Consider the following 20,447-nt stretch of genomic DNA (forward strand, 5'->3'; position numbering starts at 1 on the left):
GTGGCGAACTTATCAGACTATACCCCTTGTAAAACCTCTCGATTTAACACTTGATTGAGCTTTCCACTGCGAAAACCTTCCAAATCAAGAGTGACGTACACAAAACCAAATCCCTGAAAAGTAGAAACTAGTGACTGCAAATCTGTCTTCACGACAAATTCTTTAATTTCTTCAGGTGGCAATTCTATCCGTGCTGTATCTCCTTCAGAACGAACTCGCAAACTGTTGTAACCCAGCTTTCTTAAATATATTTCTGCCCTCCCTACTCTTTGTAGCTTGGCTACAGTGATCTCTTCACCGTAAGGAAAGCGAGAACTCAGGCAAGGTTGTGCGGGTTTATCCCACCAAGGTAAACCAAGTTCTTGGGAAAGTTGCCGCACCTCCGCTTTTGTAATACCAACTTCTGCTAGAGGGGAACGTGCGCCTCTTTCCTTTGCAGCCTGAATTCCCGGACGGTAATCACGTAGATCGTCGGTATTCACTCCATCTACCACATAAGGATATCCCATTGCAGTTGCAAGCGGTTTGAGTGTATCATGCAGTTCGCTTTTACAAAAATAGCATCGGTTGACGGGGTTAGAAGTGTAATTGGGGTTTTCCATTTCGTGTGTTTGAACAATTTTATGACTAATCCCAATAGTTGCCGCTTGAATTTTAGCGTCTTCCAACTCCTCTGGTAGCAGCGAAGGGGAAACTGCTGTCACAGCTAAAGCACGTTCACCCAAAACATCGCAGGCAATCTTAGCTACCAAAGTACTATCAACACCTCCAGAGTAGGCAATCAATGCCTTTTCCATTTCTAGAAATATGCTTTTTAGTGTCTCAAGTTTTTCTGCAAGTATCATTTTATTTAATATCCCCTAAGATAGCACCCAATCAATTTCATTGTAGAAGGGGATGAGGAGAATGAGGGGCTGCCAGATCCTCGACTTCACATCAGTTGTCGGGGATCTAGAGCAACTTTAGCTCGCTTTTGCATAAATCAGGTAATATTCTCTAGATAACTCCGAATCAGTACTTGGAGAAGTTTTTGACAAAATTATGAATTTACAATTTGCCCAATTAATTGTTAATGGTATTGCTGTGGGAAGTATTATTGCTTTGGCAGCAGTTGGACTAACGCTGACTCTGGGAATTTTACGGTTATCTAACTTTGCTCACGGTGATTTTTTGACTTTAGGCGCTTACTTAACATTCTTACTAAATACAGTATTTAAGATAAATATTTGGTTATCTATGGTAGTAGCAGCAGTGGGAACAGTTGCTGCAATGCTTTTATCGGAAAAGTTGCTGTGGTCAAGAATGCGCTCTATCCGTGCTACTTCCACAACATTCATTATTATTTCCATTGGGTTAGCATTATTTATCCGCAATGGTATTATCTTTATCTGGGGTGGAAGTAACAAAAATTACGATTTGCCTATTAGTTCTGCTATAGATATTGGTGGTTTAAAAATACCACCCAATCAACTGTTGGTTTTTGTTTTAGCTATAGTGGTGATTTTAGTGTTGCACTATGTTCTACAAAATACCAAAATTGGTAAAGCGATGCGAGCAGTTGCTGATGATTTGGACTTAGCTAGGGTTTCTGGTATTAATGTTGACCAAGTTATCTTGTGGACTTGGGTCATGACTGGTAGCTTGACATCTCTCGGTGGGAGCATGTATGGCTTAATTACAGCCGTGCGTCCAAATATGGGATGGTTCTTAATTTTACCATTATTTGCATCAGTCATCTTGGGAGGAATTGGCAATCCCTATGGTGCGATCGCAGCGGCTTTTATCATCGGTGTTGCCCAAGAAGTCAGCACACCTCTGCTAGGTTCTCAGTACAAACAAGGTGTAGCATTATTCATCATGATTTTGGTGTTGCTCGTTCGTCCCAAAGGGTTATTCAAGGGCACAATATAAAGGGAACTGGGGACTGGAGATTAGCGATTGGGTATTGATTTCCTCATCCCCAGTCCCCAGTCCGCAGTTCCTATTTATCTATTTAACGTCTTACACCAAAATATGAAAATAATAGGCAGCTACAAGGAAGTTAATTGCCAACAGCAGTAACGCCCAACCTGTACGGAAGGGATAAGGTGCTTTTGCTTCGTTTTTTATAACGTCTTCGCCTACTTTTTTCTGAGCTTCGCTAACCATCGCATTCTCTCCTAATTTAAAGACTTATTAACAGATACCAAATATCTGTCATATTTAGCAAAATTCGTTAGAAATATTTGTCCTACTTCTTAATTTTCCCCTGCGTGATAGGAACTCCGAACTAAAGGACCGGAACGAACATGGCTAAATCCCATCTCTTGAGCGATTCTGCCTAATTCATCAAACTCTTCTGGTGTCCAATACTTTTGTACTGGCAAATGTTCTAAAGAGGGACGCATATACTGACCGATGGTTATACGATCGCATCCTACTTTACGTAAATCCACCATTGTTTCAATAATTTCCTCTCTCGTTTCCCCGTGTCCTAGCATCAACCCTGATTTTGTAGGAATTGTGGGGTCAATGTCTTTAACCACTTGCAGGACAAAAAGCGAGCGATCGTATTTAGCACCCCGACGCACTGGTCCCTGTAAACGTCTTACGGTTTCAATATTGTGATTGTAACAGGCAGGTTTAGCTTGCACTATTGTGTTGATGCGATCGCGCTGGCCCTGCTCGCCAACACCCACACCACCCCAAAAATCAGGTGTCAGTACCTCAATTTGAGTTTCTGGGTTCATTTGGCGAATCGTCTCCATCGTCCTCACAAAGTGACCTGCCCCTTGGTCTGGTAAATCGTCACGAGCGACAGAAGTCAGTACCACGTAACGCAATTTTAAAAGCTGCACTGCTTCTGCGACTTTTTGTGGTTCCTCTGAGTCAACAGGCATGGGGGCATGACCCTTATCCACTTGACAAAAAGCACAAGACCTGGTACAAGTTGGTCCCATAAGTAAAAAAGTAGCAGTTTGTTGGGCATAACACTCACCCCGATTCGGGCAACGTCCTTCTTCACAAATGGTGTGAATTTGACGCTGTTTAATAATCCGTTGTACCGTCGAGAGTTCGCTAGCTTTACCAATGGGGCGGCGTAACCATGGAGGCATTGCCATAATTTCAGACTTGATTTGGGATGGCTGCAAAGAAGTCATAAACAATTCAAAATTTTGATAAACCCAGTTGCCTTAAGTATTACTTTGCCACAATCGGAGCTTAAGATCGGTATTGGTTGCGTATGACACTTAAAGTATTGTCACTTCTACCGGAAATTACTCTCCCCCGATCCAGAGATAAGTTGGATATAGTGGGAGAATTCTTGACGCCTAAAGGCGCAACTACCATATAAACCTAAAGTTTCTATTAGAGCAAACAGTCGTGACAAGTAACAAAATTTTAGTTATCGATGACACCACAGTTGTCAGGGTAAAAGTACGAGAAATGTTACCCCCAGGAAACTTCCAAGTTTTGGAAGCAAAAGATGGCCTGGAGGGATTGAATTTAATTCATCAGGAAAAACTGAGCCTGATTATGCTAGATTTCCTACTGCCCAAAAAAACTGGCTGGGAAGTGTTTCAGGAGATCCAAGCTAGTAGTGACTTGAGAAAGATTCCTTTGGTCATTATGTCTGGTCGTAAGGAAGAGGTTACGGAGAAAATCTCCGAACCCTTCGAATATTTTGAGTTTCTGGGAAAACCTTTTGACCAAAAGCAACTTATTGGTGCAATTAAGTCCGCCATGACTAAGGCTAAACAGCCACGTCCCGAACCCGCTCAAGTTGCAGTCGCCGCAACGAACAATGGAGTAGCTGTAACGAACAATGGAGTCGTTGCAACTTCTAATGGAGCCAATGCAGTTACCTCTACTGAATCCGGGGCTTCATCTGCTGAAATCCAAGCATTAAATGAAAAAATTGCCAAAATGCAGGCAGAAATTGATGCTTTGAAAAAGCAACTCAATCAGGTTGTAACTTTTATCAAACAAAAGGTTAAATAACAATAAGTATCGTGATGATATTTCTCTAACGCTGTACTTAATGTAAAGTACGGCGTTTAGATTTTTGGTGTCATGTCTGTAATTATCGTTAACCCTCACGCAAAGACGCAAAGACGCAAGATTTTTATAAGTTTTTGTCTGAAAAATGATACAAACACTATGCTTTTGGGAATACTTATTACAGGGTATATTATTGCGAGTATTGGTGTAAATGTTAGTGCTATCAAATACAATTGTTGCTGTTACCGGTTATCGCATCACTCAACAAATTTACTCGGGAAGCAAAACCCTGGTTTATCAAGGTATTCGAGAAAAAGACCAACAGTCAGTTATCTTAAAGCTGATGCGGAATGAATACCCAACTTTTCATGAAATTGCTCAGTTTCGCAAACAGTATGCGATCGCAAAAAGCCTCAACATTACAGGTATTGTCAAACCCTATAGTTTGGAAAGCTATCGTAACAGTTATGTTTTGATCCTAGAAGACTTTGGCGGTCTTTCCTTAAAAGATTACATCACTCTTGTAGACACTACCCATATAGCGTTTCTACAACAATTTTTTCACATAGCCATTCAAATTGCCTCTACCCTTCAGGAATTACACGGTCACCGCATCATTCATAAAGATATTAAACCTGCTAATATTCTCATTAATTCCACAACATCTGAAGTTAAACTGACAGACTTTAGTATTGCTAGTCTCTTACCGAAAGAAATTCAACAACTGACAAATCCTAACTTTTTAGAAGGTACTCTCGCTTATATTTCCCCCGAACAAACAGGAAGAATGAACCGAGGGATTGATTATCGTAGCGATTTTTATTCTCTTGGCGTCACATTTTTTGAACTCCTGACTGGACAGTTACCCTTTACAACAAACGATCCCATGGAGTTGGTTCATTGCCATATTGCCAAACAACCACCAAAGGCTAGTGATATTAATTCAAATGTCCCTTCAATTTTGTGTGATATCATTAGTAAGTTAATGGCAAAAAATGCTGAAGAACGCTATCAGAGTGCTTCAGGGTTAAAACACGATTTAGAGATATGTAGGAACCAGTGGCAAGAAACTGGAAATATTGTGCCATTTCAGTTGGGAGAACAGGATTATTCCGAGCGTTTTGTAATTCCTGAAAAACTTTATGGTCGTCAACAGGAAGTAGAAAATTTGCTTGCGGCTTTTGAGAGAGTCACAGGTGGTACATCTGAAATAGTTTTGGTTACAGGTTCTTCTGGTATTGGTAAGACGTCTGTTGTCAACGAAGTTCACAAACCAATTGTTCGTCAGCGCAGCTACTTTATTAAAGGTAAGTTTGACCAATTTCAACGCGATATTCCTTTATCAGGATTTGTACAAGCTTTCCAAGATTTAATCAGACAATTATTGAGCGAGCCTGATACCGTTCTACAAAAATGGAAATCTAAAATTTTGTCAGCATTGGGAGAACAAGCTCAAGTTATCATCAATGTTATTCCCGAACTGGAAATTATTCTTGGTACTCAACCACTAGTGACTGAACTTTCTGGAACTGCTGCTCAAAATCGGTTTAATTTATTATTTCAGAGGTTTATTAAAGTCTTCACTACAAAAAAACATCCTTTGGTTCTCTTTCTGGATGACTTACAATGGGCAGATATAACTTCTTTAAAATTTCTTCAGTTATTGATCTGTCAAAATACTCCTTTAGAAGAGCGCTCTAAAGACTTTGACGATCGCGAGAAGCGAACTATAGGTGAGGAAGGTTTTTTACTGATAGGTGCATATCGAGATAATGAAATTTCTCAAATTCATCCTCTGTCTTTTACTTTGGATGAAATAGAAAAATCAAGTATTACCATCAAGACAATTCATTTAAAAGAATTAGCTTACAATCATTTACTAACTTTAATTTGCGATACGCTGAATTGCCAAGAAATTACAGCTATTCCTCTCACAAAAATTGTATTTAATAAAACTAAAGGCAATCCATTTTTTACCCATCAATTTCTTAAATATTTACAGAATGAAGCTCTATTAAAATTTAATTTTTCTCATCGTCATTGGCAGTACGATATTAACGAAGTTAAAGCCATAGCTCTCACAGACGATGTTGTAGAATTTATGGCGCTTCAACTAGAGAAGTTGCCAAGCCAAACTCAAGCAGTCTTAAAACTGGCTGCATGCATTGGTAATGAATTTGATTTAAGAACTCTTGCTATCATCTATGAAAAATCTGAAGTCGATACAGCAGTAGATTTATGGCAATCGTTACTTGAAGGTCTTGTTTTACCTGAAGCAGGTTACCAGTTATTGGTTGATGACAGCGAAGTCTCATCAATTCCCAATGAGGGTGTACAAAAGTATAAATTTGTACACGACAGGGTACAGCAAGCTGCTTATTCTCTCATTGCTAGCGATCGCAAACAGTCCATTCACTTGAAAATTGGACAATTGCTGCTTTGCAATCTTTCTGTTGAAGAAAGAAAAGATAAAATTTTTATTTTAGTCAACCAGTTAAATATGGCAACAGAACTGCTTGTAAATCAAAGCGAGCGCAATGAACTAGCACAAATGAATTTGATTGCTGGTCGCAAAGCTTTAGCATCAATAGCTTACATGGCTGCAGTTAAATATTTAACGACTAGTCTTCAATTACTAGCAAGCGATACCTGGGAAACCAATTATGATTTTACTCTTGCTTTGCATGAAACAGCCGCAGAAGCCGCATATCTAAATGGGAACTTTGAACTAGCAGAGCAATTCATAGAAGTGGTATTGATACGAGCAAAAACTTTATTAGATAAAGCGAAAGTTTACGAGATTAAAATTCAGGCTAATGGAGCACAGAATAAACCGCGACAAGCGATCGATGTCGCACTCGGGTTTTTAAAACTTTTGGGTATTGAGTTTCCCGATAGTCCCAATCAAACGGATACTCAGCTAGAAATGGCAGCACTAACATCAAATTTAGTTAGCAGGCGTATTGAGGACTTAATCAATTACACAGAGATGACAGAACCTCATTCACTAGTAGCTATCCGTATCTTATCTAATTTAACTAGTTTTGCCTATCAAGCTGTACCTGATTTGTTCCCCTTATTGGTGTTTAAGCAGATCGATTTATCACTTAAGTATGGCACTTCTCCTTTGTCTGCTCATGTTTATACTCTTTATGGAACAATACTCTGTGGAGTTGTGGGAGACATAGAGTTTGGCTATCAATTAGGCAAACTAGCTTTAGATCTGTTGTCTAAATTCCAAGTTAGAGAGATTATACCAAAGGTTGTTATAGGATTCAATGCGACTATTCGGCTTTGGAAAGAGCATATTCGAGAAACATTGCCACCTCTTTTAGAAGCTTATTCTACTAGTTTAGAAACAGGCAATTTAGAATTTGCTGCTTATGCTCTTTATTGTTACTCCTACTATGCATATTTCATAGGTGAGGAACTTTCAATACTCAAGCAGCAGATAGAAAATTACAGCCATGCCATTAAGCAAACAAACCAAACAATGGTGTTAAGCTGGAATAATATCTACTTACAAGCTGTCTTGAATTTATTGGACGTTCGGGAAAATCAAGTTGACTTAATAGGTGATTCATATAATGAAAGCTCAATAATAACATATTATCAGCAAGCCAATGACAGTCTTGGGCTTGTGCATTTGTATTTATGCAAGCTTCAAATTTGTTATTTACTCGCTGACTACAATAAGGCAATTGAAAATGCTCTCTGTGTAGAAAAGTATATAGAGGTTGCCGTCGGACATTTAGTTCTTGCTGAATTTCATTTCTATGATTCTCTGGCACGTTTGGCAGTGTATCCTAAGGCTAATAAATTAGAACAAGGAAGAATTCAGGAAAAAGTAGCTATTAATCAAGAAAAAATTCAGAAATGGGCATATCATGCCCCCATGAATTATTTGCATAAATTTTATTTGGTAGAAGCAGAGCGCTATAGGGTTCTCGGTCAATATCTTGAAGCTATGAATAGTTACGAGCAAGCGATTACCCTTGCTCGAGACAATGAGTACGTACATGAAGCGGCTCTTGCTAACGAACTGACTGGTAAATTTTATTTGGAGTGGGGAAAACTGAAAATTGCGAAAATTTACTTAATAGATGCTTATTACGATTATACCCGTTGGGGGGCAAAAGCTAAAGTTGATGATTTGGAAAAGCGTTATGCTCAAGTCCTGACTCCAATACTTCAACAAGGAAAACTAAATACCGAACTAGGGACAAATGGCTCTAGTGAGAGTAGCACGTCCCTATCCACCAGTATCTCCAAGCAAACGTTTGTAGCTTCAAACACTAGTAGTATTTCCGATTCTTTAGATTTGGCGTCTGTTGTCAAAGCTTCTATTGCTCTGTCTGGAGAAATTGAACTTGAGCAGTTGCTATCTACTTTAATGGAAGTGGTGATGGAGAATGCAGGTGCTTCTAAGTCTGCTCTCATTTTAAGTGAGGGCGATAGCCGGGGGAGGCTTGCGCTTCGCGATCAGCTGGGTACAGCTTGCGCTAAGAGCGATCGCGTAGCAACGGATGTGCATCTCACTGTTTCTGCAGTCAGTTCAAATTCAACAAGTGGGCGGAGCGATACAGAGTTTCCATCAAACCCTGTAGAATCTAGCAGTGAGGTTCCCGTGACTTTAATTAACTATGTCAAGCGAACCCAGGAAATTTTAGTCACTGATGATTTAAAAGATAAACCACTCCTAAGTGCGGATAGCTATATCCTCCGCGAGCAACCCAAAAGTCTGTTATGTATACCCATTATCAACCAAGGTAAATTACTGGGTATTCTTTATCTAGAAAATAATTTAACAGCAGAAGCATTTACACGCGAGCGCGTGGAACTTCTCAAACTCATCATCACTCAAGCAGCAATCTCTCTAGAGAATGCCATACTCTACCAAAATTTAGCACGAGCTAACGAAGAATTGGAAGAATACAACCGCACGTTAGAAGAAAAAGTATCTAAAAGAACGCAGGAAATTCATGAAAAAAATCAACATCTCAAGAGAGCTTTAAAAGAGTTACAAAACACGCAAACGCAATTAATCCAAAGTGAAAAAATGTCTTCCTTAGGGCAAATGGTAGCAGGAATTGCTCATGAAATCAATAATCCCATTAATTTTATTCATGGCAATATTACTCACGCCGCAGAGTACGTAGAATCCTTATTAAATATGATTGCCATATATCAGCAAGAATTTTCAAATTCCTCCACTCTCATTCTGGAAAAAGCTGTTGAAATTGATTTGGATTTCATAAAAGAAGATTTGCCCAAGCTTTTAGATTCCATGAGATCTGGAACATCAAGGATTCGGCAGATTGTTTTGGGCTTACGCAACTTCTCTCGTTTGGATGAAGCAGATATGAAACCTGTAGATATTCATGAGGGAATCGATAACGCTTTGATGATTCTACACCATAGATTTAAGGTAAAGAGCGATTGCCCTTTGCACAAGCCTTACCCAGCTTATCGCTCTGAGATAGAAGTTATTAAAGAATACAGTCAGCTTCCATTAGTTGAGTGCTACCCCAGTCAACTCAATCAGGTATTTATGAATATTATTGCCAATGCAATTGATGCTTTACACGATCGCACTGAAACTCAAGGTAAACGTTTATGCGACGGCTACAAACCAACAATTCGCATTCGGACTGAATTAGCAAACAAAAATCAGGTCATGGTTCGGATTGCCGACAATGGTGTTGGGATACCTGAGGATGTACGTCAGAAAGTCTTCGATCCCTTTTTTACCACTAAGCCAGTCGGAAGTGGTACGGGATTGGGATTATCAATTAGCTATCAGATTGTTGTGGATAAACACAAGGGTAGTTTAACTTACAGTTCTGTTCCCGGAGAGGGAACAGAGTTTGTCGTCCAAATTCCACTCAGACAATCACCTTAGGACGGGTTGGCAATGCCCACCCTACCATCGCTATGAGGCAAGACGGCGGAACTTAACCCTGAGACCATCATAAGGATATGGTGTAGGAAACAGGACTAGATTTAAATTTTGTCCTGGTTCCAGTTCCCACTCATACTCGCGTAGCAGCATTGCTGTCAGCAGTTTTAAGACCAACTTGCCAAACTCCTTACCGGGACATTCTCGCATTCCACCACCAAAAGGTACATAACCAAATGGTTTTGCTTTATCCTCAGCCCTTTCTGGCGCAAAACGCTGTGGATCGAAACGCTCGGGTTGTGTATAGATAGAACTATCTTGATGAGTTCTTCTCATTACGTAAACGGCAATCCAATCTTGGGGAATGCGATAACCATTAAATTCAAATTCCTTTATGACTTTGCGGAAACCAAAACTAGCAGAGGGAGTGACTCGCAAAACTTCCTTAACAACAAGATCTAGATAAGTCATCTGCTTTAGGTGTTCCAGTGTTAGCGGTTCCTTAAACTCCAACTGTCGTTGTTCTGCACGGGCAGTTGCCAAAACTTCCGGAGACTGTGCTAAAAACATAAACATAGATGTCAGCGCTGACGCTACTGTATCGTGACCACCAAATAGAAACGTTAAAATTTGGTCTTTCACTTCCTGCAAACTTAACTTATTCCCATCTTCGTCTTGTATTTGCAACAGTAGCCCCAAAAAATCTTGACTTGTATGTGATTGTTGCTGGCGTTTGCGTACAATTTCCTCAATACGTATCAGTAGTTGTTCGCGACTGTGTAATGCTCGACCAAACTTAGTCCAAGGTAAACGTATTGGTATAGAGAATAGCCCGTCTCCCCACTCCTCAAACAATTTACTGAAATGGCAATCGTTAGAAGTCTCCACGCCTAAGAGAAATTTGCAGGCGACATCAAGAGAATATTTACTCAGTTCTGGGAACCAGTTTAATGTACCCATGCGTTCCCATTTGTCTAAATAATTATGAGTAATGCTTTCTATTCCAGAAATGGACTGTTCCATAATTTTTGGTTGAAAGGCTTTATGGAACATCTTGCGTCGCTGTTGGTGCTCGTTACCTGTTTGGATAACTAAAGAGCCGATACCCAGCAGTACCTTGATAGTCTCAGGCCATCCAACAGAAAGATGCGATTTTTCATTGGCAAACAAATAGCGATTGGCTTCTGCTCCGATCGCAATAACTGTAGAACATCCAAATAAACTGGTTTTGAAAATCGATCCGTATTGCTTTTGTCGCTTTTCAACATAACGTGGATCGTACAAAAAGTTAAGTGTCTCACCAATTACAGGTAGACCAAAGTGACCAGGAGGTAAAGGTAGCGCTCCCTGGCTAATAGTTATTGTCATTTTAAGTATCCATCATGAACTGCGTACACGATAACAAATGAAAATTTTCTTTCTTTCTGTAGAGACGCTTCAAATAGCGCGTCTCTACTACTTCCTACTCCTTTTTTCAAGCTAGATTAGTGTTTAACTGGTTCCAACATTTCTACACTTTGATAGCGATCGGTATAAGAATACCAATCTAGATTGCCACGTATCCAAGCATGCATTATGGAGATATATTGCGCCAATTCTGTGTCTAGTTCGTTTCCAAAAACTGGCTTAGATTCTTCCAAGCTTGTAAGAGATTCCATCTCCCGATCGTGCATGATTACAGCACGCTCAACTGAGGTTTCTAAAGAAAGCTGTTGTTGATAATGCAGCACTAAGACTATGTTATGTACATCACCACTTGCCATTTCTCTTGATGCTGAAAAAATATCATTACACCAAGCAAGAACGTTGATTGTCATTAGCTTTAGCTTGTCTACAAAATAGTGATTTCTCCAAAAGTCACTTAGCATGAAGTTATTGCAAAACTCGCTGACTGTGAGGAAAAGATTTCCACCTACACTCGCTCTGCGTATCATCATATAAGCATCAATGTCAGGCACAATATTTTGTGCGCGGACGGCTGCTTCTTTAACACATCCAAGGAAGTATTCTTCAAAGCAAAGGAGGAAGTGACGAAACCATTGCGTGCTCGCTCTTTGAACCGTCCTCTGTCGCAAATCGTGTAAAGCGTGGCTTAGAGGTATATCGTTCTTTCTAGGTTCCGCTCCATTTAAGATTTCCAAAAATCTTGTGTGATAAACCTTCAAGGCTTCAGGTTGTTTTTTCAACTCTGACAAATCGCATTGATCGTCCCAAATAAATACCCAACTTAACCAGTCGTTTCCAATTTTTAATTCTTCTAATTGGCAGTTTGGGTATGCACGTGCAGCTAGCAAAAAGAATTTTGACTTAGAAAACCGACGATAAGTAGATTCTTTTGCCAATAAGTTGAAGCGCAACACCCATTCTAAAGAATAATCTTCCAAAACATTAAAGTATTTGTTGATTTGAGATGGAAATGGACAGTGTAATTTAGGGAAAGTTAATTGAGTCATAAAACCTCTCTCAGCGTTCGAAACACAGGATAAATTGACCCAACCTGAAGTCAGAGGGCTTAAATAACAACTGCAAGTGGCAGCTAATTTCTCATAGCTAGTGGCTAATCGCGTTCAAGCAGAAGCAACTCACTGCTTTAAGCAACACGACATTTTAGTTTTAGACATCTCCCAATGAAAATTTACAAAACGTAAACTTTTCTCAGGAAGTCATGCCTGAAACGAAAAGTCATTATTCTTTTGAGTCGATACTTGCAAATTCACTAAGCTTTATGGAACAAGCTAGAGCAAAATCATGCCCTTGCATCAATGCAATGACTTATTTCAACATCAATTTCCTCAAGATTTTCCATCTTTTGTTTTTTGAATAACAATGGCTACGCTACAACACTTTATACAGAATTTGAATTTAAAATTCAGCCTGTATTTTGTAGTGTTTCAGATAATTACTGTTGCTTCAAAAACTTTCTTTTACATAATTTTTGTTTTTTTTAATATTTTTTTTGCTTTTTTTTTTTGGTTTTTTTTTTTTGGATTTTTTTTTTTTGATTTTGGTTTTTGGATTTTTTATTTTTGATTTTGGATTTTGGATTTTGGATTTTGCGATTCTGGATTTTTCGATTTTGGGTTGGGGGATGAGGTTATGGATTTCCAATTAAAAAATATATGCAGGAATGGAAGATGGGCAAGATATTATTTAGTTATTTACTCACAGGCTTCTTTATCAATCTTCGGATATACCTTCAGTACGATTTTTTTAATCCTGAAGTACCTCTTTGTTGTGCATCCAGGAAGCATTTTCCTATATACAAATATCAATATAAGATTTCTTTCAATCCAAAATCCAAAATCTAAAATCCAAAATCATATTGGTTTATGTTGTTCAATTTAATTGACTCAATTTTAGGAAGCCGATTTTGGGCGCTCTTCCAAAAGGAGTTTGCTCAGATATTTCGCAACCGTCAGCTTTTGATTCAGTTGCTTGTTCCGCCGACTGTCTTTTTGATGCTGTTTGGTTTTGCTTTAAATCCGGAAGTGGAAAATCTGAAGGTTGGTATTAGGGATTACAGTAACAGTAGTGCTTCACGGGAATTTGTACAAATATTTGACCAGACGGATGCGTTTGTGGTAAGTCGGTATTATTCCGACCAGAAGGAGATGATAGAGGATTTGGCAACGGGAAAACTAACGGTTGCTATGACCATTCCGCGAGAGTTTGCTGGTGATATTGCTAAAAAACGTCCTGTAGAAGTGCAGGCATTGTATGATGCTGTTGATGCAAATACGGCAAGTCTTGCTTCGAGTTACATCAATCAATTGGTGAGCGATTATAACTCGCGACAGCAGGATAGGGGGGATTTACAAAAGAACCGGGTACAGGTTCAGACTTCGATTTTTTACAATCCTGGGCTGGAGAGTTCTTGGTTTATTGTGTCGGGAATGTTTGGCATTGTGCTGACGGTGATTGGTTCTCAAGCAGCTGCTTCTTTGGTGGTGAGGGAAAAGGAAGCAGGGACTGTTGAGCAGTTGGTGATGACTCCTGCTTCTAATAGTGAGGTGATTCTGGCTAAGGTTTGTCCGTTACTGGTTTTGCTAACGTTGGATGTTTTGATTGCTCTTGGTGTCGCAAGGCTGGTGTTTGGCGTGCCATTACGGGGTAATTTGTTGGTATTCCTACCGATCGCGGTGCTTTACTTTTGGGTAGGTATTAGTATTGGGATTTTGATTGCAACTTACTCAAAGAGCGAACAGCAGACGCAGTTGACTGCTTTCTTTATTAATCCACCGCTAGTTCTGTTGTGTGGAGCTACAACTCCAATTTCTTCTATGCCAACGTTTATACAATGGCTCTCTTATTTAGATCCCTTGCGCTATTTTATTGAGGTTTGCCGTGGGGTGTTGTTGAAGGGGGTGGGTCTGGAGACGCTTTGGCCTCAGGTGCTGATTTTACTAGTTTTTGCTGCGGTGCTTATGTCTTTGAGTATTCGGCAGTTTCGGCAACAGTTGGGGTAACCAGTGACCAGTGACCAGTGACCAGTGACCAGGTGCTTGGTGCTCATAACTTCATTAATCGTGCTCGGACATTGTGGAGAGATTCATTGCAAACTTGGAGGCAACAAAGTGTTTGCGTGTCCCAAGTGTAAGTTTACGGCTCCCAGAGATTGGGTGGGCGCAGTTAACATTATGTTGGCTGCTTTGCAGGCTACCGCCTTCCAGGTTAAGGGAACACAACTGTCTATTGAGTCCTTAACCCAGGATGTTGTAGTTTCACAATCAATCTTGTGAGAGATGTGAGGCTTAAAGGTAGCACGAATGCTGACGTTGTAAAAAAGGCGGGCTAACTTAGCGCTCATACTACAATTTTCGCTTTTTTTGTCACGTAACCCTGACAATTACTGCTAAAATAACAGCAGGTAACTGTAACAATTCAACGGGTTAATGTAAAATACATTAGGTGTTTGTAAGGCAATGACTCAACCACTAAGGTGTAGTAATCTAAGGTAATTAAGCGTATGTTTGTCTACTTATGCCTAACGTCCCTAAGAAAGATCGTCCCAGAGTGCAATTTGTATGCGACCAATGGGTTAAGGAGTATCTTGACCAATGGGCGGGAGTCGAAAACCGCTCTACAAGTAACTTAATTGAAACTATTGTTTTGGAAGCAGTGACAACGAAGCAAGCACAGGGAGAATTGCCACCACCACCCAAGCCACCTAAAAAATAAGGAAAATTAATGACCAACGCAGAACAACCCAATCGGCTAGATCTTATAGAAGCACTCCTGTTGCAAACTGTACAGCAACAGCAGGTTAACACAGCAGCTATCTCGCAGCTAACCCAGCAGCAGCAGGTTAATATAGCAGCGATCGCACAGCTAGCTCAGCAACAAGCAGAACTCAAGCAAGAATTGCAAGATAGCATTAGCCACTTAGTTGGTGTCATAGGTGATTTTGTTGAAGAAGCTCAACAAGATCGAGTGATTATGCGAGAACTTCAATCTGAAGTCAGGGGTATTCAAACCGAAAACCAACGAATTCTTCAATATTTATTTGGACGACAGGGGCAGGGGTAACTGTCGAATAGCGAATCTTGCCCACCATGGGGGATAAAATTTTGAAACCGCCAGATAATAAAGTAGCGGGCGAGGACGCCATTTATTGTTGGTAGCAATTGTGACTGCGCTTCTAACGACTAGCTCCCTGACTTCTTAAACGAGAGGTTACATTTCTTATACTAGTCCTCATTTTTCTAGTGCGGCGATCGATTTTTTATGGCTCTGGTTTTGTAGTTGTGTGATGAGCTGGGTACAGCTTGCGCCGAAGCGATCGCCGCACTATAGCATAACACCAGATCGATCCCTTACTGACTCATGCGCTGTAATGCCGATGCAGAAGGATACCTATCAACTGTCATTAATACTTGACGTTCCACCACTCGCTCATCATTGTTAAAATCAAAAATACGTACCGTGACCTCTCCAATGTCTGTCAAAGGTCGAATAATAGCATCTTCTAAGCGAAAATGATCTCCCCAAAAATCGCGACGTGGATTAAAAAACCTCACGAGTTCCCCAGTTTGCCAATTAATCGATCCTAAATCGGTTCCTTTTTGGAGATTGCAAAAGATACAAGAATAAGCGAGGTTTTCTGCTGTGGTTGCACCGCCGTGTTTGACGCTGATAATGTGGTCAAGTTGAAAATCTATACCATCCGTATCTGAAAACAGACAGTACTCACAGAGAGAATCAGTACGTTTGATAACTAAACGACGGAGATCTGTACTAATGTAGAGACGAAGCACATTCAATACTTACTCAATTTTAATATAGGTATAAGCACGGGCTTTTGCTAACCTCATTATATGCTCTAACGTCAAAAAACAATCTAATTCCTTCTTTTCATCTGGTGTCAGTTCTCCAGTGTGATGAGCATATACCAGATCGTCTAAACGTTCTTTTGCCTCAGCCGATATTTTAAAATCAATCACGCTTTGAGGAGTTGTTCCCGCAGCAATAAACTCGATGATTTCATCGTAAACTTTGGTAACCTTGACTACGGTAGTCATATATGTATATGTTCTTCTGGATTTACTTTATCTATGGTACTTGAAATAAATATCCTAGGGTTCTAAGTTTCGGTCAAGGTTCATGCGTAAGTTCTAAGAAAATTCAGAGTAATAAAATAGCGGGCGAATACGCCCGTCCCACAAAATGGATGATTTATTTCTTGAAATCTTTAGTTTTTGATTATACATCTTGATTTGGAGTTAATGGAGTTAATAACTTTGCAACCCACTCTCGATCTACTGCTGATAGTGCGGGAGGTGGGATAGGTTGGCGATAATCAATTCTTGTGGAATAACGAGCGCGATCGTACACGCCGTTAAAGATGTCTTGTAATGGCACCAAAGGTTCTTCTTCGTTGGGCTTTAGGGGAATTGGAAAAGTAGGTAGTTTTTGTTGCAAGGTAAAGCTGTATAAATCGGCTGTGGGACGTCGATCGCTCCGACTGATGAGGATGCGGTATGCTGTTGTCGATCGCGAAGCGCAAGCTGTACCCAGCTTATCGCATTCCTAGAATTGCCATTGGTTGACCACCGCGTAGCAAGTCCAGTTCTACTAAGTGAGTGGCGCTACCGAGAATTGCCCGTCGCTTTTTCTCATAAGCTGTTCTACCATCTCCAGAACGTTTATTTTTTGGAGATAAAAGTTCTATTACGGTAATAACCTCGTCTGTAACAATTTCCCGAACTTCTAGATAGCGCTCGTTGACAGCTAGAGGCATGGGGACTTTAACTTGTCCCTTGTCGGATCTGGGTGGCTGTGGAGCGATCGCCTGCTGTTGGTTGTTCTTCTGTGGAATTATCGGAGCGATCGGAGAAGATAATAGTTCTGAGAGGATGTTTGAAAATTGGTTGGCTGTCATTTTAATCACATTGTGTGTTCGGAATTGGGAATTGTTTTAACCATAGATACGCTCCGTCATTAGGACATTTAATAATTATACCCTTCATACCAATATTGATATTAAGACTTAGGCAAAGCCCCATTAAGACTTACACAAAGCCCCCCTTTTTAAGGAGGGTTGGGGGGATCTACAAAGCGTAAAATTCCTAAAAGAACGTTGAGGTTGCGTAAGTCTTGAAGATAACCCTTGCATCACTGCTTTAGCAAATTCTTCACCTTAAAAAATCCTTATAAAGGGGGTATGAAAATTAAGTTCCCTCCCCAATCCATCGGTCTGTCTTAACGCTACAATTCAGTATCCATTAATTCTTCTTCTAATTCTTTAATGGCAGAAATACCTGCTAGTGCGACTGGTGGACGGTTTGGAAATTCAACAACAAGCTTTAACTCACCTCCCATTGCACCAATGTATTTCCGCAAGGTTGAGAGTATTAAATCAGTTTGCTGTTCTAGTTGAGAAATATTGCCTTGGTCGATTTGAAGAAGTTGCGCCATTTGTTCCTGAGTAAGTTTGAGCGCTGTTCTCAATTGCTGTCGAGTCATTTCCTCAGCAATGAGAAAGTTAGCTTCTTCTTCAATTTTTTTTCGTCGTTCTGGTGACAACTCTTCTAGTTTTTCTTTCAAAGTTTTTCCCATGGTCTATCCTCCGTTTTCTTCTTGTTGAATCTTTAGTTTTGCAAGATGGGCGTCAAACCGGGCATCAGCAGTTTTGAGCAGTTGCTTGTAAAAACGACTTTCACTACTGCCTGACTTGTCACCTGCAACTAGCAATATTGCACGTCGCTTGGGGTCAAAAGCAAATGCAACACGCCAAGTACCATCTGCTGCTTTAAACCTTAATTCTTTCATGTTGCTATGCCGCGAACCATTAAGTGTATCAACATGGGGTCTTCCTAGCTCAGAGCCGAAAGCTTGCAACAGGGTTATACGGGACAGTAATTTGTTTTGCACCTCTTCTGGTAGAGCATCAAATTCTGGATCGAAATCTTCATGAAATTCAACAACCCAACTCATTAATTATGTGCTCAAAAATATATATTTTCAACAGTATATTAGAACTTGGCGATCGCAAAGTGGACATGAAAGCAATATCTCCAATAATTCACTTATTGAGATCTCTTAGATCGAGTACGAAACTACTGGGTAGGTGCAAGTAGTAACGAGATCGCACAACTTCCACTCAGTACATCATGCGATCGCGCCTGAAATGCTACATCTCTAGTAACTTAAGTGCTGTTGAAAACATGACTGTGGCTGAAACTTTAAATTTGCTGGTACAAATGGGATACAGCCCCCAATTGCGTTATCGTCAAGCGAAAGATGGTAATGTTTTACTCTATGCACTTCTTAAGCACGAGCACGTAGAGCCAGAGATGCTAGCGAACACAGATTATCTTGGAAATGAATTGGATGCACTTGCAGAAGTTATTCAACCACCAGATGCGCTACGCAAAACCTAAGATTTTCTTGTACAGCGCTTACCCGATCGCTTCTCCTCGCGGGCTTTCTCCCTCTAGAAAACCAGTAACCGCATAAATATTTTTTACTTTTTAGAAGTTTAGCTGAATGTGAATTAGCAATATAGGCGATCGCCAATTCCCATTCAGTTATCTCAATCTCTGGGTTGACGTTTTTTACCACTGGGATATTTACGTTGTAAGAAACCCCATTTCTCTAAGATCGGACTGCACATTGAAAAAGGTTCGTAGTTGCGCTTTAGCGCCAGAATCAACAATGTGTAACGTTGCGTGCTTGGGGAAGTGAGGGATTTTGTTGGTGAAATGACACACTGGGGATAGAGCTATGAATTATCTTGTTGCAGTTTTACCGGATAGGGTTAAGGCTGAGGAAGCTTACACGGCATTGGAAAAGGAAGGTTTACCAACCAATCAAATTGATATTTTAGGTCAGGGGTATAAGAGTGCTGATGAGTTTGGGTTCATCGATCCGAACAAGCAGGCAAAAAAAGGGATTGCCCGTTTGAACTCTTGGCTGCTTCCTTTTGGTTTTGTGGCTGGGTACGCTTTTAACGCTTTGACGGGGATTGAGATATTGCCCATTGGAAATATTGGCAATCATATTATTGGCGGGATTTTCGGTGCTGCTGCTGGTGCGATGGGTGCATATTTTGTTGGTGGCGGAGTTGGTTTGGCTGTGGGGAGTGGGGATGCTCTACCTTATCGCAATCGTCTGAATGCAGGGAAGTATTTGATTGTTGTGAAGGGGACTCAGGAATTGACCAATCAGGCGACTCGCATTTTGCGCCAGTTTGAGCCGGAAAACTTGCAGGGGTATGCGGAACCGACAGGGGCTTAATTGTAGATATGTAGAGACGCGCTGTTTGAAGCGTCTCTACACTGGTTCTGTAAGCGGAAAGGGTAGGAGTAAGTTCGTTGATAGCTATATCAGTTTCCTATCGATAGAATCACTCCCAAAAAAGGAACTTTTTACCTGTTGGAGTTGTCATAAATGCCCAAGCCGTAGTGAGGCATTTTTTGGACTCTGTTTATTAGCACTGACAGAGCAGAAAAAAATAGTGTATAAATTTATAGTATTTCTTCTTATATCTATAATTATTAGAATCCCTAAGAAGGCGCTGGTATAACCGCCAATAACTAACAGTTTTGACCGAAAATGGGAAATGAGGTGGGACTATAACCTTATCGTGGTTCTAACTCAGCTAGCTATATGCTTTCTATCCATTGAGCTATAGTACATGGAACGCTAAAGCTTGATTTATTCATAGATATAAATCTAGGTATCAATGTATAAAAATCAGTAATTTCACGAATAGTAACACCTTGTAAAAAGAGTAATATGTATATGTCAAAGTGAATCTGTAACGACAAGGAACAGTACACATATATTATTAAGAAAAACTAAGAAAAAATTGTTGTTTCGATCGATCTACCAGCTTTTTTGAAATCTGAGGCTTTCTTCTTAGCAGAGCCGTTGTGTTCTGCATGAAAGCTTAAGTTGGCTAAAGCTTATCAAGTCCCTTATACACAAGTTTGTAGTCATTCTAAAGCGAGGGTTGCTGTAGATGCGATCCCCGCATTTTTTTGGGAATTTTTTAAGCTACAAGCATAGCTATGCATATATACAAATTTGTCCCAACTACAACTAAAAATCAATTTTAATAAATTTT

General features: G+C 40.1%; 20 protein-coding genes. 9 read left to right on the plus strand and 11 right to left on the minus strand.

The features are described from left to right. Nucleotides 1–17: 17 nt before the first annotated feature. Nucleotides 18–845: an ATP-dependent sacrificial sulfur transferase LarE gene (gene larE, locus F7734_RS17115; protein ID WP_155745820.1), complete on the minus strand. Its 828-nt coding sequence runs from the start codon at nt 843–845 to the stop codon at nt 18–20. A gap of 196 nt (nt 846–1,041) precedes the next feature. On the opposite strand from larE, the gene F7734_RS17120 reads away from it, so the two are divergent. Further along, nucleotides 1,042–1,911 carry a branched-chain amino acid ABC transporter permease gene (locus F7734_RS17120; RefSeq protein WP_155745821.1) on the plus strand — a complete coding sequence of 290 codons (870 nt, stop codon included), beginning with the start codon at nt 1,042–1,044 and terminating at the stop codon, nt 1,909–1,911. 90 nt (nt 1,912–2,001) lie between these two features. On the opposite strand, the gene F7734_RS17125 is transcribed toward F7734_RS17120, so the two are convergent. Both F7734_RS17125 and lipA read right to left on the minus strand, forming a co-directional pair. Beyond that, nucleotides 2,002–2,148: a photosystem I protein PsaX gene (locus F7734_RS17125; RefSeq protein WP_155745822.1), complete on the minus strand. Its 147-nt coding sequence runs from the start codon at nt 2,146–2,148 to the stop codon at nt 2,002–2,004. An 89-nt stretch (nt 2,149–2,237) separates the two neighbouring features. Next, a complete protein-coding gene (lipA, locus tag F7734_RS17130; protein WP_155745823.1) occupies nt 2,238–3,140 on the minus strand; it encodes a lipoyl synthase in 903 nt (300 codons plus the stop codon). Nucleotides 3,141–3,363: 223 nt separating this feature from the next. Here lipA and F7734_RS17135 point away from each other — a divergent pair, with 223 nt between their 5' ends. Both F7734_RS17135 and F7734_RS17140 read left to right on the plus strand, forming a co-directional pair. Further along, nucleotides 3,364–3,981: a response regulator gene (locus F7734_RS17135; RefSeq protein WP_166481962.1), complete on the plus strand. Its 618-nt coding sequence runs from the start codon at nt 3,364–3,366 to the stop codon at nt 3,979–3,981. A 211-nt stretch (nt 3,982–4,192) separates the two neighbouring features. Beyond that, nucleotides 4,193–9,883 (plus strand): ATP-binding sensor histidine kinase, encoded by a 5,691-nt coding sequence (locus F7734_RS17140; RefSeq protein ID WP_155745824.1) that lies wholly within the window; start codon nt 4,193–4,195, stop codon nt 9,881–9,883. 30 nt (nt 9,884–9,913) lie between these two features. Here the strand turns inward: F7734_RS17140 and F7734_RS17145 are convergent, their stop codons facing one another. Further along, nucleotides 9,914–11,248 (minus strand): cytochrome P450, encoded by a 1,335-nt coding sequence (locus F7734_RS17145; protein WP_155745825.1) that lies wholly within the window; start codon nt 11,246–11,248, stop codon nt 9,914–9,916. 116 nt (nt 11,249–11,364) lie between these two features. Next, nucleotides 11,365–12,333, minus strand: a complete 969-nt coding sequence (locus tag F7734_RS17150) for a terpene synthase (protein WP_155745826.1) — start codon at nt 12,331–12,333, stop codon at nt 11,365–11,367. 876 nt (nt 12,334–13,209) lie between these two features. On the opposite strand from F7734_RS17150, the gene F7734_RS17155 reads away from it, so the two are divergent. The 4 genes from F7734_RS17155 (at nt 13,210) to F7734_RS17170 (ending at nt 15,406) form a co-directional block, all read left to right on the plus strand. Further along, complete coding sequence (locus F7734_RS17155; protein ID WP_155745827.1) at nt 13,210–14,346, plus strand: ABC transporter permease; 1,137 nt, start codon at nt 13,210–13,212, stop codon at nt 14,344–14,346. A 60-nt stretch (nt 14,347–14,406) separates the two neighbouring features. Beyond that, complete coding sequence (locus F7734_RS62040; RefSeq protein WP_347566222.1) at nt 14,407–14,619, plus strand: zinc ribbon domain-containing protein; 213 nt, start codon at nt 14,407–14,409, stop codon at nt 14,617–14,619. Nucleotides 14,620–14,860: 241 nt separating this feature from the next. Then, entirely contained in the window at nt 14,861–15,058 is a 198-nt protein-coding gene (locus tag F7734_RS17165; protein ID WP_155745828.1) for a hypothetical protein, read from the plus strand. 9 nt (nt 15,059–15,067) lie between these two features. Further along, nucleotides 15,068–15,406 (plus strand): hypothetical protein, encoded by a 339-nt coding sequence (locus tag F7734_RS17170; RefSeq protein ID WP_155745829.1) that lies wholly within the window; start codon nt 15,068–15,070, stop codon nt 15,404–15,406. A gap of 287 nt (nt 15,407–15,693) precedes the next feature. On the opposite strand, the gene F7734_RS17175 is transcribed toward F7734_RS17170, so the two are convergent. From F7734_RS17175 to F7734_RS17195, 6 genes are all read right to left on the minus strand, one after another. Further along, on the minus strand, nt 15,694–16,134 hold the full coding sequence (locus F7734_RS17175; protein ID WP_166481963.1) for an HNH endonuclease signature motif containing protein: 441 nt from the start codon (nt 16,132–16,134) through the stop codon (nt 15,694–15,696). Nucleotides 16,135–16,143: 9 nt separating this feature from the next. After that, nucleotides 16,144–16,398 (minus strand): hypothetical protein, encoded by a 255-nt coding sequence (locus tag F7734_RS17180; protein WP_155745831.1) that lies wholly within the window; start codon nt 16,396–16,398, stop codon nt 16,144–16,146. Nucleotides 16,399–16,579: 181 nt separating this feature from the next. After that, a complete protein-coding gene (locus F7734_RS65350; RefSeq protein WP_207714128.1) occupies nt 16,580–16,894 on the minus strand; it encodes a DUF4058 family protein in 315 nt (104 codons plus the stop codon). Nucleotide 16,895: 1 nt separating this feature from the next. Beyond that, nucleotides 16,896–17,258: a DUF4058 family protein gene (locus F7734_RS65355; protein ID WP_207714125.1), complete on the minus strand. Its 363-nt coding sequence runs from the start codon at nt 17,256–17,258 to the stop codon at nt 16,896–16,898. Between the two features lie 326 nt (nt 17,259–17,584). Continuing rightward, nucleotides 17,585–17,935 carry an XRE family transcriptional regulator gene (locus tag F7734_RS17190; protein WP_155745832.1) on the minus strand — a complete coding sequence of 117 codons (351 nt, stop codon included), beginning with the start codon at nt 17,933–17,935 and terminating at the stop codon, nt 17,585–17,587. Nucleotides 17,936–17,938: 3 nt separating this feature from the next. Next, nucleotides 17,939–18,313: a type II toxin-antitoxin system RelE/ParE family toxin gene (locus tag F7734_RS17195; protein ID WP_155745833.1), complete on the minus strand. Its 375-nt coding sequence runs from the start codon at nt 18,311–18,313 to the stop codon at nt 17,939–17,941. A gap of 176 nt (nt 18,314–18,489) precedes the next feature. Between F7734_RS17195 and F7734_RS17200 the strand changes: the two genes are divergently transcribed. Both F7734_RS17200 and F7734_RS17205 read left to right on the plus strand, forming a co-directional pair. Then, nucleotides 18,490–18,759, plus strand: a complete 270-nt coding sequence (locus tag F7734_RS17200; RefSeq protein ID WP_243146929.1) for an acyl carrier protein — start codon at nt 18,490–18,492, stop codon at nt 18,757–18,759. A gap of 343 nt (nt 18,760–19,102) precedes the next feature. Further along, nucleotides 19,103–19,615 carry a hypothetical protein gene (locus F7734_RS17205; RefSeq protein ID WP_155745834.1) on the plus strand — a complete coding sequence of 171 codons (513 nt, stop codon included), beginning with the start codon at nt 19,103–19,105 and terminating at the stop codon, nt 19,613–19,615. Nucleotides 19,616–20,447 lie beyond the last annotated feature (832 nt).

The sequence above is a fragment of the Scytonema sp. UIC 10036 genome (assembly GCF_009725235.1).

Bases quoted from the DNA above. Each gene is read 5' to 3' on its own strand.
- F7734_RS17155 (WP_155745827.1), top strand. From the start codon at position 13,210: ATGTTGTTCAATTTAATTGACTCAATTTTAGGAAGCCGATTTTGGGCG.
- F7734_RS17150 (WP_155745826.1), bottom strand. From the start codon at position 12,333: ATGACTCAATTAACTTTCCCTAAATTACACTGTCCATTTCCATCTCAA.
- larE (WP_155745820.1), bottom strand. From the start codon at position 845: ATGATACTTGCAGAAAAACTTGAGACACTAAAAAGCATATTTCTAGAA.
- F7734_RS17180 (WP_155745831.1), bottom strand. From the start codon at position 16,398: ATGACTACCGTAGTCAAGGTTACCAAAGTTTACGATGAAATCATCGAG.
- F7734_RS17170 (WP_155745829.1), top strand. From the start codon at position 15,068: ATGACCAACGCAGAACAACCCAATCGGCTAGATCTTATAGAAGCACTC.
- F7734_RS17145 (WP_155745825.1), bottom strand. From the start codon at position 11,248: ATGACAATAACTATTAGCCAGGGAGCGCTACCTTTACCTCCTGGTCAC.
- F7734_RS17205 (WP_155745834.1), top strand. From the start codon at position 19,103: ATGAATTATCTTGTTGCAGTTTTACCGGATAGGGTTAAGGCTGAGGAA.
- F7734_RS65355 (WP_207714125.1), bottom strand. From the start codon at position 17,258: ATGACAGCCAACCAATTTTCAAACATCCTCTCAGAACTATTATCTTCT.
- F7734_RS17200 (WP_243146929.1), top strand. From the start codon at position 18,490: ATGCGATCGCGCCTGAAATGCTACATCTCTAGTAACTTAAGTGCTGTT.
- F7734_RS17120 (WP_155745821.1), top strand. From the start codon at position 1,042: ATGAATTTACAATTTGCCCAATTAATTGTTAATGGTATTGCTGTGGGA.
- F7734_RS17165 (WP_155745828.1), top strand. From the start codon at position 14,861: ATGCCTAACGTCCCTAAGAAAGATCGTCCCAGAGTGCAATTTGTATGC.
- F7734_RS17125 (WP_155745822.1), bottom strand. From the start codon at position 2,148: ATGGTTAGCGAAGCTCAGAAAAAAGTAGGCGAAGACGTTATAAAAAAC.
- lipA (WP_155745823.1), bottom strand. From the start codon at position 3,140: ATGACTTCTTTGCAGCCATCCCAAATCAAGTCTGAAATTATGGCAATG.
- F7734_RS17140 (WP_155745824.1), top strand. From the start codon at position 4,193: ATGTTAGTGCTATCAAATACAATTGTTGCTGTTACCGGTTATCGCATC.
- F7734_RS17190 (WP_155745832.1), bottom strand. From the start codon at position 17,935: ATGGGAAAAACTTTGAAAGAAAAACTAGAAGAGTTGTCACCAGAACGA.
- F7734_RS17195 (WP_155745833.1), bottom strand. From the start codon at position 18,313: ATGAGTTGGGTTGTTGAATTTCATGAAGATTTCGATCCAGAATTTGAT.